This is a genomic window from Ureibacillus sp. FSL K6-0165 (assembly GCF_038004285.1).
Lineage (GTDB): Bacteria > Bacillota > Bacilli > Bacillales_A > Planococcaceae > Ureibacillus > Ureibacillus thermosphaericus.
In genome coordinates this window covers 1,186,459-1,200,003 of record NZ_JBBOQS010000001.1, presented here as the reverse complement: position 1 = coordinate 1,200,003, position 13,545 = coordinate 1,186,459, and the positions used below count along the sequence as shown (strand labels likewise).

Annotated in this window: 13 protein-coding genes; 5 read left to right on the top strand and 8 right to left on the bottom strand. The window is 34.5% G+C overall.

Features of this window, described 5'->3' with window-relative positions:
- Positions 1-89: 89 nt before the first annotated feature.
- The 3 genes from NST00_RS05890 to NST00_RS05880 form a co-directional block, all read right to left on the bottom strand.
- Positions 90-788 carry an aspartate/glutamate racemase family protein gene (locus tag NST00_RS05890; RefSeq protein ID WP_016837911.1) on the bottom strand — a complete coding sequence of 233 codons (699 nt, stop codon included), beginning with the start codon at positions 786-788 and terminating at the stop codon, positions 90-92.
- A complete protein-coding gene (locus NST00_RS05885) occupies positions 788-2,029 on the bottom strand; it encodes a carboxylate--amine ligase (RefSeq protein WP_339287926.1) in 1,242 nt (413 codons plus the stop codon). The genes NST00_RS05890 and NST00_RS05885 overlap by 1 nt, the downstream gene beginning before the upstream one ends.
- A gap of 100 nt (positions 2,030-2,129) precedes the next feature.
- Complete coding sequence (locus NST00_RS05880; protein WP_016837913.1) at positions 2,130-3,599, bottom strand: S-layer homology domain-containing protein; 1,470 nt, start codon at positions 3,597-3,599, stop codon at positions 2,130-2,132.
- Between the two features lie 429 nt (positions 3,600-4,028).
- On the opposite strand from NST00_RS05880, the gene NST00_RS05875 reads away from it, so the two are divergent.
- Complete coding sequence (locus NST00_RS05875) at positions 4,029-5,600, top strand: IS1182 family transposase (protein ID WP_016839668.1); 1,572 nt, start codon at positions 4,029-4,031, stop codon at positions 5,598-5,600.
- 95 nt (positions 5,601-5,695) lie between these two features.
- On the opposite strand, the gene NST00_RS05870 is transcribed toward NST00_RS05875, so the two are convergent.
- Positions 5,696-5,938, bottom strand: a complete 243-nt coding sequence (locus NST00_RS05870) for a hypothetical protein (RefSeq protein WP_016837914.1) — start codon at positions 5,936-5,938, stop codon at positions 5,696-5,698.
- A 62-nt stretch (positions 5,939-6,000) separates the two neighbouring features.
- Positions 6,001-6,699, bottom strand: a complete 699-nt coding sequence (locus NST00_RS05865) for a hypothetical protein (protein ID WP_016837915.1) — start codon at positions 6,697-6,699, stop codon at positions 6,001-6,003.
- A gap of 164 nt (positions 6,700-6,863) precedes the next feature.
- Between NST00_RS05865 and NST00_RS05860 the strand changes: the two genes are divergently transcribed.
- Entirely contained in the window at positions 6,864-7,424 is a 561-nt protein-coding gene (locus NST00_RS05860; RefSeq protein WP_016837916.1) for an FAD-dependent oxidoreductase, read from the top strand.
- Between the two features lie 693 nt (positions 7,425-8,117).
- Here NST00_RS05860 and NST00_RS05855 read toward each other — a convergent pair.
- A complete protein-coding gene (locus NST00_RS05855) occupies positions 8,118-9,143 on the bottom strand; it encodes a pirin family protein (RefSeq protein WP_016837917.1) in 1,026 nt (341 codons plus the stop codon).
- Between the two features lie 119 nt (positions 9,144-9,262).
- Entirely contained in the window at positions 9,263-9,847 is a 585-nt protein-coding gene (locus NST00_RS05850) for a hypothetical protein (RefSeq protein ID WP_168412216.1), read from the bottom strand.
- A gap of 238 nt (positions 9,848-10,085) precedes the next feature.
- On the opposite strand from NST00_RS05850, the gene NST00_RS05845 reads away from it, so the two are divergent.
- Positions 10,086-10,655, top strand: a complete 570-nt coding sequence (locus tag NST00_RS05845; protein WP_016837919.1) for a YitT family protein — start codon at positions 10,086-10,088, stop codon at positions 10,653-10,655.
- A gap of 19 nt (positions 10,656-10,674) precedes the next feature.
- On the opposite strand, the gene NST00_RS05840 is transcribed toward NST00_RS05845, so the two are convergent.
- The gene (locus NST00_RS05840) at positions 10,675-11,556 is read right to left on the bottom strand and encodes a DMT family transporter (RefSeq protein WP_168412214.1); all 882 of its coding nucleotides are present in this window, start codon (positions 11,554-11,556) and stop codon (positions 10,675-10,677) included.
- Positions 11,557-11,816: 260 nt separating this feature from the next.
- Between NST00_RS05840 and NST00_RS05835 the strand changes: the two genes are divergently transcribed.
- A complete protein-coding gene (locus NST00_RS05835; protein ID WP_168412213.1) occupies positions 11,817-12,815 on the top strand; it encodes a GGDEF domain-containing protein in 999 nt (332 codons plus the stop codon).
- Positions 12,816-12,974: 159 nt separating this feature from the next.
- Positions 12,975-13,472, top strand: a complete 498-nt coding sequence (locus NST00_RS05830; protein WP_016837922.1) for a L,D-transpeptidase family protein — start codon at positions 12,975-12,977, stop codon at positions 13,470-13,472.
- Positions 13,473-13,545 lie beyond the last annotated feature (73 nt).

The following is a 13,545-nucleotide window of genomic DNA, read 5'->3' as shown; positions in this document are numbered from 1 at the left end:
GCGTTCACGAAAAAAGAATTCGCTTAAGTACTAGTTATAGCCTCCCCAATTGAGGCTGCCTTCATATAAGCGAATTCTTTCTGTTCATTTTATTTTTTTACTTCATATCCACAGCTACGAATTGCTGTTTCTGCAAGTACGATTAATGAGTCTATGTAACGACTTCCTAATTGCAAGTTTTTATTTACAACGGACAACTCTGTACATCCTAAAATAATGTAGTCACAATTGAGCGCAACAACTGCATCTTCCACTTCATTCCACCGTTCTCTCGTAACTTCTTTACCCGATTTTACATCATCATAAATAATGGACATGACGAGTTTTTGGGTATTTTCATCTGGAATGACTGGCTCTATCCCCTCTTCAATCAGCGCCTCTTGATAAACATTTGATTGAATGGTGCCATCCGTTGCTAATATTGCTACTTTCTTCGCTTCAAGTTTTCGTGCCTGTTTCGCTGTTTCCTTAATCATATGAATAACAGGTATAGGCGAACCTTGTTGTATTTCATCATAAAATGTATGCGCTGTGTTGCATGGTATACATACTAAATCAGCACCATATTCTGCTAACTTTTTCGCATCTTGAATAATAATGGGTACTGGATTTCGATTGGATTTACCTAAAATAAAGGCTGTACGATCCGGAATTGATGTATCATTGTCAATAATCGTATGAATGTGTTCTTGATCTGATGTTGCCTTTGTTAGGCGGACGATTGTTTCCCCAAGAAACATCGTTGCAAGTGGGCCAACGCCGCCAATAATTCCTAAAGTTTTTTTCATTATTCTGCCAAACCTTTTTTATTAAAGTATTTTTTATATTTTCGGTAATAATTTAATTTATTTAATGTTAGTTTCATCCAACGTTTTGCATTCATATCATATGAATAATATAGGGAGTTTGTCCATTTGCCTTCTCGAATTAATTTTTTCGCTTCAATTTTTAATTTTTCATTTGTAGTATATTTAAATAATACGCCTTTAGGAATAACAAGCCATAAATGTTTGTTATCGGCATATGTTAACTCTTGTTTAATATTAAACACATGATCATCCGCAACATATTTCATAAGATTATATCCAGCAGCTGTTACAAAATAACTTGAACGTCCATTTCGCAAATTAATTTCAAATAAATTGTATTCTCCAGTTCTCGGATCTAATTTCATATCGAAATTGGCAAAGCCCGTATATCCGATATCTTCAAGGAAATGACGTACACGATCCATTAATTCCTTATCGTATGTAGTAATGATCGCTGCGTAACTGCCAATCCCTTCAGGTGAATGCTCCTCTAAAATCGGATTGCCTAAACACATTAATTTGACTTTCCCGTCTTTTCCTACATAAGCATTTAAAACGCGCATATAAGAGTCGTCGCCAGGAATGAACTCTTGAATAATTAAATGATCTTTATAAGTAGAGCTGTAAATAGCATCTAATATAGCATTTTTTTCTTTTTCATCGTGGGCAACAAATACCTTTTTCTTTCCCGGGAAAGAACATGCCCAATAGGCTACAGAATTAGATGCTTTGATGATAATTGGATAATCGAATGGAATTTCAAACTCTTTATAATTTTCATAGCTAATAATCGTTGTTTTTGGATATTTAAAGCCATATTTATCGCACATTTTATAAAAGTTTTCTTTTAATAAGATTTGATCCATTAAAGATTCATCAATATATGGAACAATAAAGTGCTTTTGCAATTCAGGCTTATTTTTAATGATTAATTTTGCATAATCGTCTCCGCAAGCAAGAAGCAATAGTTTTATATCTTTATATTTTTCTGCAATGTTCTCTAATGCTGGTAAAAAGGCTTCTTGCTTATTAAAATTGTCCACTTGTTCAAAGATAATGATTTTGCTGTCCTGTGTTGCTGTTAAGTGAGAGCGTCCCACTACGATTGATTTTATTCCATATGCTTCATGGAAGGCGCGTGCCATTCCATAGGCATTCATATCTGAACCACATAATACAGGTAAAAACGGTTGATTCATTGCTTCTTCATCTCTCTTCATCTTTACTTTTTATTTTTACAGACAAATTTCTTGACTAAAATGAAAGTAGCACGAAATGGTATCAAAATCAATTATTTGGATAGGTAAAACCTAACTAATATCATTCGTTTGCAATAAAGAAGTTGATTGTCCAATACGGCCTTGTGCCATCAAAGGCTACCCCCGTAAAAGCGTGTGTATATTGCTTAAATAAAATGTTTTCCCGATGCCCTTTACTATTCATTAACGCTTCATGAGCATAAATCGTGTTATATGCACCTGCTGCTAAGTTTTCTCCTCCACCATGGATAAAATTCATACCGTCAGCAAGCATTCGCTCTAGAGCATTTTTTCCGTCGCTACCTGTATGAGAAAAGAAATGATTTTTGACCATATCCATACTATGTTTTCTCGCCGTTTCCCTATATTGTTGTGCGCTTTTTAGCGGTGGTACTCCAAAAATGACCCGCGCTTGATTCATTAGCTCAACCATTAAATTTTCAAAGCCTTCTTGACGAGCTTCCACGCGATAATTACCATAAAAACCTTCTTTTTTCATCTCGTATTCTTCTTCTATCCAAAGTATTGATCTCACTACATCACTTTGGAATTGATCAAAAAAGAAAGTAACATATTTACCTTCAATTAAGTAGATTGCATGTCCATCATCTTTTGCTAAAATATAAGGCGTATTATTTTTTAATATTGCTTCAATCCCTTTCCCATAAAGCCGTAAGACGTCCTCTTTATCACTTTCTCCAATTGTAATGTCAAATAACTCCTTTCCTATAATTGTGCTGTAGAAACCAACAACTTCATTTTTTTCATTGACTCCCTCCAGCTCTAACTGTTCGTTTTTTCCGATCTGATTCCAAACAAAATCGTACTCTGACGGGAAAGTTGCTAATACATTTTTACTTGCTAGTTGCTTTTTTTCTTTAAATTTAGGTTCTTTGGAGGCTAAAATTTCATCTAATCCTGTAACTTGCATTGTTCGATAAATGAAACTAGCAAATTGGCCATTTGTTACAGGTTGATTTGGCATAAAATAGCCGTTGCTTCCTTTCGTAATTCCTAGTCCGTATAATGTATAAATATAGTCATATGCCCAATGTCCTTCAGGAACGTCAATAAATGATGGAGTCTTACTAGAAGATTGTAAATTAAATGTATTGACTAGTATTTTTGCTAATTGAGCTCGATTTAATGATTCCTCTCCTTTAAAACGACCATGATCTCCATCAAAAATTCCTACTTCATAAGACCAAATAATAGATTCATAGTAAGGATTCGTTGATAACACATCAATAAATGGTTGCTCCTCATAATCCCTAATTTTCTTTAACTGGTCTTTGAATAATGTATGTATTACTTTTGCAACATCGCTTCTGGATATACTTTGATTAGGATAAAATTGATTCCCTTCTATATAATCATAAACGTTTAACTGATTTAAATAATTCGTGCTTTCATAATGATCATTAAACACATCTGTATCTATAAATACTTTCTCTGCATGGACATTAATAGGACTTAAAATTAATAATCCACACAGAACCAATGTATGAAGTAGAATGATAAAATGTTTCATTAATATCTTTTCCCCTTTCAAAGTCCCCGTCTGACTCTATTATAAGATTAAAAGATTGTGATTTCTGTAAATTTTTATACAAAGTTAAAAGGTAGTAATCTTTACCATGGAGATTTTAAAGTAAATAAAAAAGAGCTTGGGACAAAACCCTAGCTAATAAAAAATCGTCACTTATGATTTTTCATGAAGTGACGATTTTTTATGGAAAACGTTGTTCTCCGTTCCGGCCGACGCTTTCCGCGGGCACGGCTCAAGCCTCCTCGGTACTCGTACCTCGCACCTGCGGGGTCTTGAGGCTCGTGCTGTTCCCGCAGGAGTCGCGGCCTCCACGTCGAACAACTTAACTTTCTTAAATTTATATAAACAAAAAAAGAGGCTCTTTTGATAAAATTAAGTCACCACAACAAAATCTTAGAAAGGAGCCTCTTTATGTTTAAATATTATAACATGAATCAATTAGTTTTACCTATAGATTTAGAAGTTATATTACAAGAAAATGATATTGCCTACCATATTCATCATTTAGTCGAAAGCATTCCAGACGAAGCTTTCGCTCCGTTTTATAAAGAAACTGGTTGTCCATCCTATCATCCCCGAATGATGTTAAAAATTATCTTGTGTGGTTATACGCAATCTGTCTTTTCAGGTCGTCGTATTGAAGATTTAACAAAAGATAGCATTCGGATGATGTGGCTAGCTCAAGGATATGAACCAAGCTATCGTACCATTAATCGTTTTCGTGTACATCCCCAAATGCAAGAATTAATCCGTCAATGTTTTGTACAATTCCGTTGTCAACTTATTGAAGAAAAATTAATAGATGAAAAAGCCGTTTTTATTGATGGTACTAAGATTGAAGCGAACGCAAATAAATTTACATTTGTATGGAAAAAGTCGATCGAAAAGCATCATGCCAATTTAATTAAAAAATCAAATGAAGTCTATGACCGTTTACTTGAAGAACAAGTCTTACCAGCAATTGAACGTGAAAATGAAGAAGAGCTTTCAGTAGAAGAACTAAAAGAAGTAGCATCATCTCTTGAAAAAGTAGTCGATGACTATTCTACAAAAATTGAAGCTTCTGAAGATCCGGTGGAACGAAAACGACTACGTAGTGAAAGGAAAACACCAAAACAGATATTAAAGCAAGTGAATGATTGGATTGCACGCAAAGAAAAGTATCAAAATGATTTGGAGATTCTACAAAACCGTAACAGCTATTCTAAAACGGATCACGATGCGACATTTATGCGAATGAAAGATGACTATATGAAAAATGGACAATTAAAAGCAGGCTACAATATCCAAATCGCAACAGAAAATCAATTTACACTTGCTTATGATGTATTTCCAAATCCAACAGATACGAAAACATTGACACCTTTCTTGGATACGATTGAAGAACGGTATTTTGATTTACCAGAATATATAGTTGCGGATGCTGGATATGGTAGTGAACCGAATTATGATGACATTATGATAAAACGAGAACGAACACCTTTGATTAAATATGGGATGTATGAAAAAGAGCAGAAGAAAAAATACAAGGATGACCCATTTAAACCAAGCAATTGGATATATGATGAAGTAAATGATACCTATATATGTCCGAATCAAAAAACTCTTTCATTTAAATTTGTTTCGACACGTAAGGATTCTTCTGGATTTGTTCGTCAATTTAAAGTGTACGAGTGTGAAGATTGTACAGGTTGTCCAATCCGTCATTTATGTACGAAAGCAAAAGAAAGTACGAATCGAAGATTGCGTATAAATTTGAAATGGGAACAACAAAAAGCATATGTACAACAAAAGCTTTCAGAGCCTGAAACTGCCGAAATCTATCATCAACGTAAAATTGATGTAGAACCAGTTTTTGGATTTCTGAAGGCTATTTTGGGATTCACACGATTTTCCGTTCGAGGAAAATTCAAAGTAAAAATTGAAATGGGAATTGCCCTAATGGCCACAAATTTAAGAAAATATGCACTACGAGGGGTGTAAAACCCTCATGAATTGGATGAAATTGTAAAAGGGTGAGCTGTTTCAAACAACTCACCCCTTATTTTTGAGGTTGAAAAATACTTATGTCCCAACCTCTATGCATTATCAAAATGTTCTTTCTCATCAGGAGATTCTTTTCGAAACACTTCTTCTAAAAGTTCATCTCCTTCAGCTTTTACCCGTTTATTTAATTCGTCCACCGCTATCGCGTCCACCGTTTGCATGTCTTCATGCAAATCAAAAAGGCTGATATTATCTGATGGTACGCGGTCGGGTTTTTCTTCATAAGGCATTTCAGCAAATCTCTTTTTTGATTCTGGAAGCGATTCTTTTTTCATATCAACAACACACTCCTTTTTTGTAGTATGTGTTGATTGTGCTTCTTTATTCAAAATCAACGTCACGCCATTAAATAATCCAATTTTTCAGCAAATGTCACATTATTTGGATTCCATTTTCTAATTGGACATTGATACACTTTATAAGGCAAGCCAATTGCTCTTACGAATTCTACAAATTTCCCATCAAACCAAGGTGGAGTCCATGCTCCCGAACGACAAATATGAATAACATTCGTTTTAATTCCTTCATATAAATCTTCAAACTTCAAATATTGAATATTAAAAGCTTTATTAATTTCATTAAAAAATTCTGGTTTTTCTTTTGTAAAAGGACTGTAAATAATATATGCTTTTTGAATTATTCGATTTTGCAAAAGTTTTCCAAGCCAATTTGCACAGTTAACGTTAAATTGTAAGGAAGCAAGTCCTCCATAGCCTAAGTCAGAATGAGCATCAAATAGATATACTTCATCGACTTCAAATTTTTCTGCAATTTTGTAAGATAACGCATGAGAATCTGACACATATATTCTCACTTGCTGATCCCATCGGAAAATTTGTTTAATTTTATTCCAGAATTGATCGACATCTTTTGAAAGAAAAAAAGACTTTTCAAAATCTTTCCCAAAAGATTTGTATTGGAAGTATTTTTTGTACCATAAGTCATGAATAGTTCTTTTATTTTCAACACTTGAAGTAATTTCTTGATTTTCAGCGGAAATAAAATAGTCCCAATCAATTGACAACAAACTTGCCACTACTATCCCCTCCAAAAACCATATAAGTGTTGACAATAAAATCGTAATACTCAAAAAATTAAATTTCAAACAATCCCTCTATTTTTTGAAAAAATAGACAAATTTTTAGAGAGTATGCTTGTATTTTGATAGAATGATAAATATAGAAAAGGAGGTATCTTGTAATGTATGATGTAGCCATTATCGGTGCAGGACCAGCTGGAGGAAGTGCTGCAATTTTTACTGCAAAGGCAGGTAAAAAAACAGTTATTTTAGATAGCGACCAAGGTGTTACAAAACGCGCAATGCTTTACAATCACTACGGCGTTAAAGAAATAACAGGTCCAGAATTAGTGAAAACGGGAATTGAACAAGCGAAAAACTATGGTGCTGAACTAATCGAAGCAAAAGTAACTGGTATTTCCAAAACAGACAAAGGATTTAAATTGCAATATGAGAATGGTGAAGTGGAAGCGAAACATATCATCCTTGCAACTGGATTTTTAACAGACTTAGCTGAAAGTGTTGGATTAGCAACAAAACCTGGCACTGAGCCAAGAGTTAAAACAATTTTTGATGTGGACAATGAAGGCAGAACAAATGTAGAAGGGATTTGGGCTGCAGGTACTTGTGCAGGTGTGAGTGTCCATACAATCATCACTGCTGGCGACGGTGCAAAAGTGGCAATCAACGTCATTAGCGAATTAAACAGCGAACGTTATGTTGATCATGATGTTTTGAAATAAGTTTAAAGAACCCTTTAAGTTAAAGAGGCTGTCTAAAAAGTGATGTTTAGACAGTCCCCTTGCAATAAGAATTGTGGAAACTGGTTTATACACTTAAGCAAAGATAATATTATGATGATGTAGAGGTGGAGGAGTCTGGAAAGTTTTCTAGGCTCCTCTTTTTTCTACTAGTTTATATGAAATTTTATTAATCTTCCTGTCTGCGGATATTAGTCATTCTAGGGAATTTATTAGCCATTCGGAGCTCGATATTAGTCAACTTCATCCATATATTAGCCAACGAAAAAATTTGGGGCTTCCAGTTTGCAGATATTAGTCATTCTCAGAAACTTATTAGTCATTCGGAGCACAATATTAGTCAACTTCCTCCATATATTAGCCAACGAAAAAATTTGGGGCTTCCAGTTTGCAGATATTAGTCATTCTCAGAAACTTATTAGCCATTTGGAGCATTATATTAGTCATTCTCATCCAAATATTAGCCAACGAAAAAATTTTGAGCTTCCAGTCTGCAAATATTAGTCATTCTTGGAAACTTATTAGCAATTCGGGACATGATATTAGTCAATCCCATTCAAATATTAGCCAACGATACTCAACCATATTGGTACTTCCGCAAAACTTGATGTATTGTTGTACAAAATGATAGAGGGTTTCCTGCAAAGGCTATAACGCAAACAGGAAACCCTTTCTCTATTCCTCTTTAGGCTTTTCTATAGTGCCATCAGCAAATTGGGCAAACCTGCCCGCATTCCTTTCGTTAACGGGATCCTGTCTATCCCATTTCCAGCCTCCAAATTTTGTCTTATTATATTCGGCAAAAGTGGCATAAATCTCTTCTTTTTTATTCATTACAAACGGGCCATATTGGGCAATCGGTTCATTTATAGGTTCTCCTTCTAAAAGGAGTAAGGAGCTGTTTGTATTACCGTTGTGGATAACAATTTCTTCATCTCCAACAAGTTTACAACGGTAAGAAGCTTGAATTGTTGCCCCTTCAATTTGAATTGTATTGCCTTCGTAAAAATATAAGTTCCTGTTAATAGTACTTGATACTTTAGGCAGTGTAAATGTTGCTCCTGGTGCCATATGTATCAAATAAATTCCTACATGATGCGACTCTTCTCTTGCCCATGAAGCTAAATTTGGCTCTAATGCTTTGATGCCGTACATTTCACCCGCAATAATTTTTACTGTTGTTTTGTTGCCATTGTTAAGATTCTCAATTACAGGTATATCTTCTTTCCAAAACATTCGATATTCCGGTTCTGCCTTTTTTCCATTTCGGTCTAGGTTTAACCAAATTTGAAACAATTCAAGTGGATTCGACTGTTCTCTATTCACAAGCGGAAACATTTCTGAATGTTGGCACCCCTTGCCCGTCGTTAGCCATTGAACATCGCCGCTAGCATAACGACCAAAACAACCTTTAGAATCAAAATGATCAACAACACCTTGAAGAACAATCGTTACTGTTTCAAATCCTTTATGGGGATGAGCGGGAAATCCCGGAACTGATTTTCCATGATACATACGAAATCCATCTTTTAATTCAAAATCTTCCCCTAAGTTTCTTCCTGCTAACCTCTCTTTGTCTACCCCTTGTTCATCGTTGCCTGGTGGATAATGATCTTTGTGATATACGGTTAAAATAAAAGGGCTTTCTGTAGTCCATTGCGTTCCTAATTTTTGTAAACCAATAATTTTTCGTTTTTCCATAAAAATCACCTTACTAATTTTTCCTACTATTCCCATACTAACAAATTTTGTTTTAGATAAATTATTTTATATGGTACAAAATGATGAAAAACGCCTCAAATGAAGAGGCGTTTTTTATTTTATTGATTAGACTGATTCTTTTTGTTACGTTGTTGCGGTTGGAATCCACTTTCCTCTGCAATTTCTTCTCTTACTTGTTGAATATTTGTTCCAGCCGGTGTTTTAGCAGGCGTCGGATTTGGTTGCGAATTTGGAGTTGCAAAACCGCTTTCCTCTGCAATTTCTTCTCTCACTTGCTGAATATTTGTTCCAGCTGGTGATTTCACTGGCGTCGGATTTGGTTGCGAATTTGGAGTTGCAAAACCGCTTTCCTCTGCAATTTCTTCTCTCACTTGTTGAATATTTGTTCCAGCTGGTGATTTCGCTGGCGTCGGATTTGGTTGCGGTTTATTTGGAGTTGCAAAACCACTTTCTTCTGCAATTTCTTCTCTCACTTGTTGAATATTTGTTCCAGCTGGTGTTTTACCTGGTTGACTTGGTTGAGCAAAAGTTTGGTTTCCAAAACCACCTTCTTGAGCTATTTCCTCTCGTACTTTTTGAGGATTAGTACCGAAAGTTGAACTACTTTTTCCTTGTGCATTTTGACGTTTTACTTCTTCAATATCTGTTCCAGTTTGAGTAAATCGTTTATTGTTATTAGCCATAAAAACACCTCCAAGATTGTTATGCCTTTATCATGCTAAATTTGCAGTTAATTATTCGTGTAATGTTCCGTATATTTTTTTCCAAATGGAGCACTTTATATTGAAAAAAATCTTTGTTCGAATGAATATCGTTATTAAAGGCATAGCAATAGAGGGTCTTTTTGCTTTCAACATGATTTATCATTTTCTTTTTTTCCCTTTCATACAATAGTGCATGTCCTAATGTGGAGGAATGTTCATGTACTATTTACAAAAGGGACTAGCTATTATGATTGGCAGCATTTTATTGGCAATTGGCATTAACCTTTTTCTTGCACCTTATGAAATATTGGACGGTGGGATTATCGGGCTATCCCTTATTTTGCATTATCTTTTTAACCTCAAAATCGGATTGATGGTCATTGTGTTAAGCACGCCAATTTTTATTTTGGCATGGTTCAAATATAGACGATATTTTTACAATAGTGTTCACGGTTTACTAACTTCTTCTGTAATTATCGATATTTTCAAGCCCCTTCGTTATCTCTTAGACATAGAAGCCTCTTTTGCTGCAATCATTGGTGGGATATTTGTGGGGCTTGGTATAGGCATAATGCTTAGATATGACACAAGCACTGGTGGAACTGACTTACTAGCTCAATTCATCAGCGACAAAACAAAAATCAATGTTGGATTAATTATTTTATTTATTGACTCCATTATTGTCTTGATCGGAGGGCTTTTACTATCTGCAAGCACCTTGCTGTTATCAATTATGGCCATTGTTACTGTTGGAATCACAACTAGTGCTGTAACCAGCAAAAGATAAAAGGTTTACCTTAAATTCTTTATATGTCCTCCATCGCCTTTCTTTTGAAAAAGTCAGGCTTTGTTTCTGCTAAAATGATGGCCAATAATATTAAAATTGCTCCAATAATCATTCTTCCAGTTAATACTTCACTTAAAATCAAAACAGAGAAAACCATTCCCCATAACGCCTCTGTTGATAAAATAATTGCAGTTTTTGTTTCGCTCGTATATTTTTGCGCCATCGTTTGAAAACAATACGCGAGTGTCGTCGAGAATACTCCTAAATATAATGTGGATAAAATACCTTCCCATTCCAGTGAGAAATAGATTTCTCCTTTTCCAATGACAAAAATCCATGCAAAGAGTGCTGCTACTCCCATTTGCACAACGGTAAGCAAGATTGGATCTTCATCTTTTACATATTTGGAAGTGTAATAAATTTGATAAGCAAAGCCAAAAGCACATCCCAATGTTAGCAAATCACCTATATTAATTTTCCCCACTGATAATTGCAACGATAAAAAAGCAATTCCGATAATGGCTAAGAACGCTCCGGACATTTCAAATTTATCGATTTTTCTTTTATCCATAATTAATGCAATAAAGGGGACTATCACAACGTTAATAGCAGTAATGAAAGCATTTTTTGACGGTGTTGTATATTGTAAACCAACCGTTTGTAATAGAAATGCCAAGTATAATAGAAATCCTAATATAAAACCTCTCAATAGAGTCGATTTCTTAATGTTTCTCAGCCTCTTATAAAATATAAAACTTAAAATTAATACACCAACGGAAAATCGAACAGCTAGTATTTGGTAAGGGGTTAAATAGTCTAACGAAATTGCGCTGAACACAAATCCGCTCCCCCAAATAATCGCTGTAGTAAAAAGCATTATTTCTCCAATATATTTACTCATAGCCGCCTCCATAAAGACATTTATAAAATCAAACATTATTTATCCATTTTAGCATGTAAAATGTACTAATTTCTAAATATTTATATTTTTAACGAATAATGAAAAATTTCAGAACATGCATTTATTAAATAATCATTGTGGTAAAATTATGGATGGTTTATAAAGTTGAGTTCATTATGAAAGGATGTACCCCTTTTGATTCAGTCTGTCCTCTCCAATATAGCTGTAATTTTATTAATGCATTTAACCATGACCTTCATATGGGATTATCAAAAAAAATCCCGCCTTTCTATAGGAAAGTCATTTCAATCTTTTTAAATTCTACTTGTGTAATTGTACTTTTTTATTTACCAATCCATTTAAATGAAAACTATTTCGTCGATATGCGATTAGTTCCTTTAGCCTTTTTAGCATATTTACAAGGATGGATTGCAATACCAGCATTATTAATTGCTTCTACATGGCGCTTCTTCATGGGGGGAGATGGAATGGTTCCAGGAATTTTGTATGGCATGATATTGCCGACGTTCATCGCCCTTATCTTCCACCATCGCTCAAACATCAAAAAACACTATATAGAAAAAATATTTATTGTTCTTTTATGCTGGTTCGTTTCAGATTTCCCTATTATATTTATCGTACCGAATGGATGGGAGATTTTTAAAGACACAGCAATATTACGAGTATCCTCCATTGTTGTTACCTCAATCATTCTATATACATTCATTATGCAAGATCGACAACGCAGATTTTTGAATAGTCATCTAGAAAAAATGGCTGATGAAGATCCGCTCACAAAACTAGTAAATAAAAGAAAGTTCTATGAATTAGTAGAAGAGAAGGTAAATACTTTAAAGCCAAATCATTACATAGCGATGATCGACATTGATCATTTTAAAAAAGTAAACGATACTTATGGTCATTTATTTGGAGATAAAGTATTAGTAGAAGTGGCTAAAATATTAAGAAAATATGAGTGCAAAAATTTAGTCGTTGGTCGCTTTGGTGGAGAGGAATTTATTGTATATATAGGAGAATCGGATTTGATAACTGCTAAAAATATACTGGAAGAGATACGAAAAGATATTAAATATACTTCCTTCCCTTATAGCACCGTTGAGAAAGTTAACATCACAGTTTCGATTGGCTTATCACAATTTAAGGGCGAAATGAATTTAATAGAAACAATTTATCATGCGGACCAAAACTTATACAATGCGAAAAGAAATGGAAGAGATCGCCTCGTTTACTCAACATAATGACCTGGTAGACATTGCATACCAGGTCGTTTTTATTCTTCAACAATTGTTGAGTTAGCGACAATTCCTATTGTACTTTTTCCTTTTTTGATTTTTTAGCACCGATTATACCTGGTACGAATAATATGTGTTTAGTTATTAAGGGCTGGAGGTGTTATTGTGATTCATTATGTGAGACCTGGTGAGACCCTTGTACAAATAGCAAGAGATTATCGAATCGAGTATCTAGTACTTTTGGAAAACAATCCTCAAATCACAAATCCGGATTTGTTATACATTGGTCAGCCTATTAATATACCAGGTTTGCCAGATCCAAGTACAATTCCATATGAAATCGATATTTCAATAAATAATCGTACATTATCCTTATATAATAATGGCATCTTAGTAAAAACTTATCCAATTGCTGTAGGACGAATGCTTTTTGAAACACCAACAGGAAATTTTGTCATTGTTAATAGAGCACCTAATCCAGGCGGCCCTTTTGGTACAATGTGGTTAACTCTTTCCAAAGAAAGTTATGGAATTCACGGAACGGATGATCCAAGTTCAATAGGCTATGCTGTTTCAAGGGGTTGTGTTCGGATGTTAAATGCAGACGTGGAAGAATTGGCAAGCATTGTACCAAATGGAACAGCTGTATATATTCATTATTAATTCATTGGGGGCGTCTAAAAAAACCGATGAGATGTCCCCTTATTTTGTACCATAATTAAATTATGTGGCCCGC

What these genes read in the sequence shown, in the direction of transcription:
- NST00_RS05855 (WP_016837917.1), bottom strand. Translation starts at nt 9,143, where the DNA reads ATGGAAAAACGAAAAATTATTGGTTTACAAAAATTAGGAACGCAATGG.
- NST00_RS05860 (WP_016837916.1), top strand. Translation starts at nt 6,864, where the DNA reads ATGTATGATGTAGCCATTATCGGTGCAGGACCAGCTGGAGGAAGTGCT.
- NST00_RS05875 (WP_016839668.1), top strand. Translation starts at nt 4,029, where the DNA reads ATGTTTAAATATTATAACATGAATCAATTAGTTTTACCTATAGATTTA.
- NST00_RS05850 (WP_168412216.1), bottom strand. Translation starts at nt 9,847, where the DNA reads ATGGCTAATAACAATAAACGATTTACTCAAACTGGAACAGATATTGAA.
- NST00_RS05885 (WP_339287926.1), bottom strand. Translation starts at nt 2,029, where the DNA reads ATGAAGAGAGATGAAGAAGCAATGAATCAACCGTTTTTACCTGTATTA.
- NST00_RS05890 (WP_016837911.1), bottom strand. Translation starts at nt 788, where the DNA reads ATGAAAAAAACTTTAGGAATTATTGGCGGCGTTGGCCCACTTGCAACG.
- NST00_RS05880 (WP_016837913.1), bottom strand. Translation starts at nt 3,599, where the DNA reads ATGAAACATTTTATCATTCTACTTCATACATTGGTTCTGTGTGGATTA.
- NST00_RS05870 (WP_016837914.1), bottom strand. Translation starts at nt 5,938, where the DNA reads ATGAAAAAAGAATCGCTTCCAGAATCAAAAAAGAGATTTGCTGAAATG.
- NST00_RS05845 (WP_016837919.1), top strand. Translation starts at nt 10,086, where the DNA reads ATGTACTATTTACAAAAGGGACTAGCTATTATGATTGGCAGCATTTTA.
- NST00_RS05840 (WP_168412214.1), bottom strand. Translation starts at nt 11,556, where the DNA reads ATGAGTAAATATATTGGAGAAATAATGCTTTTTACTACAGCGATTATT.
- NST00_RS05835 (WP_168412213.1), top strand. Translation starts at nt 11,817, where the DNA reads ATGGGATTATCAAAAAAAATCCCGCCTTTCTATAGGAAAGTCATTTCA.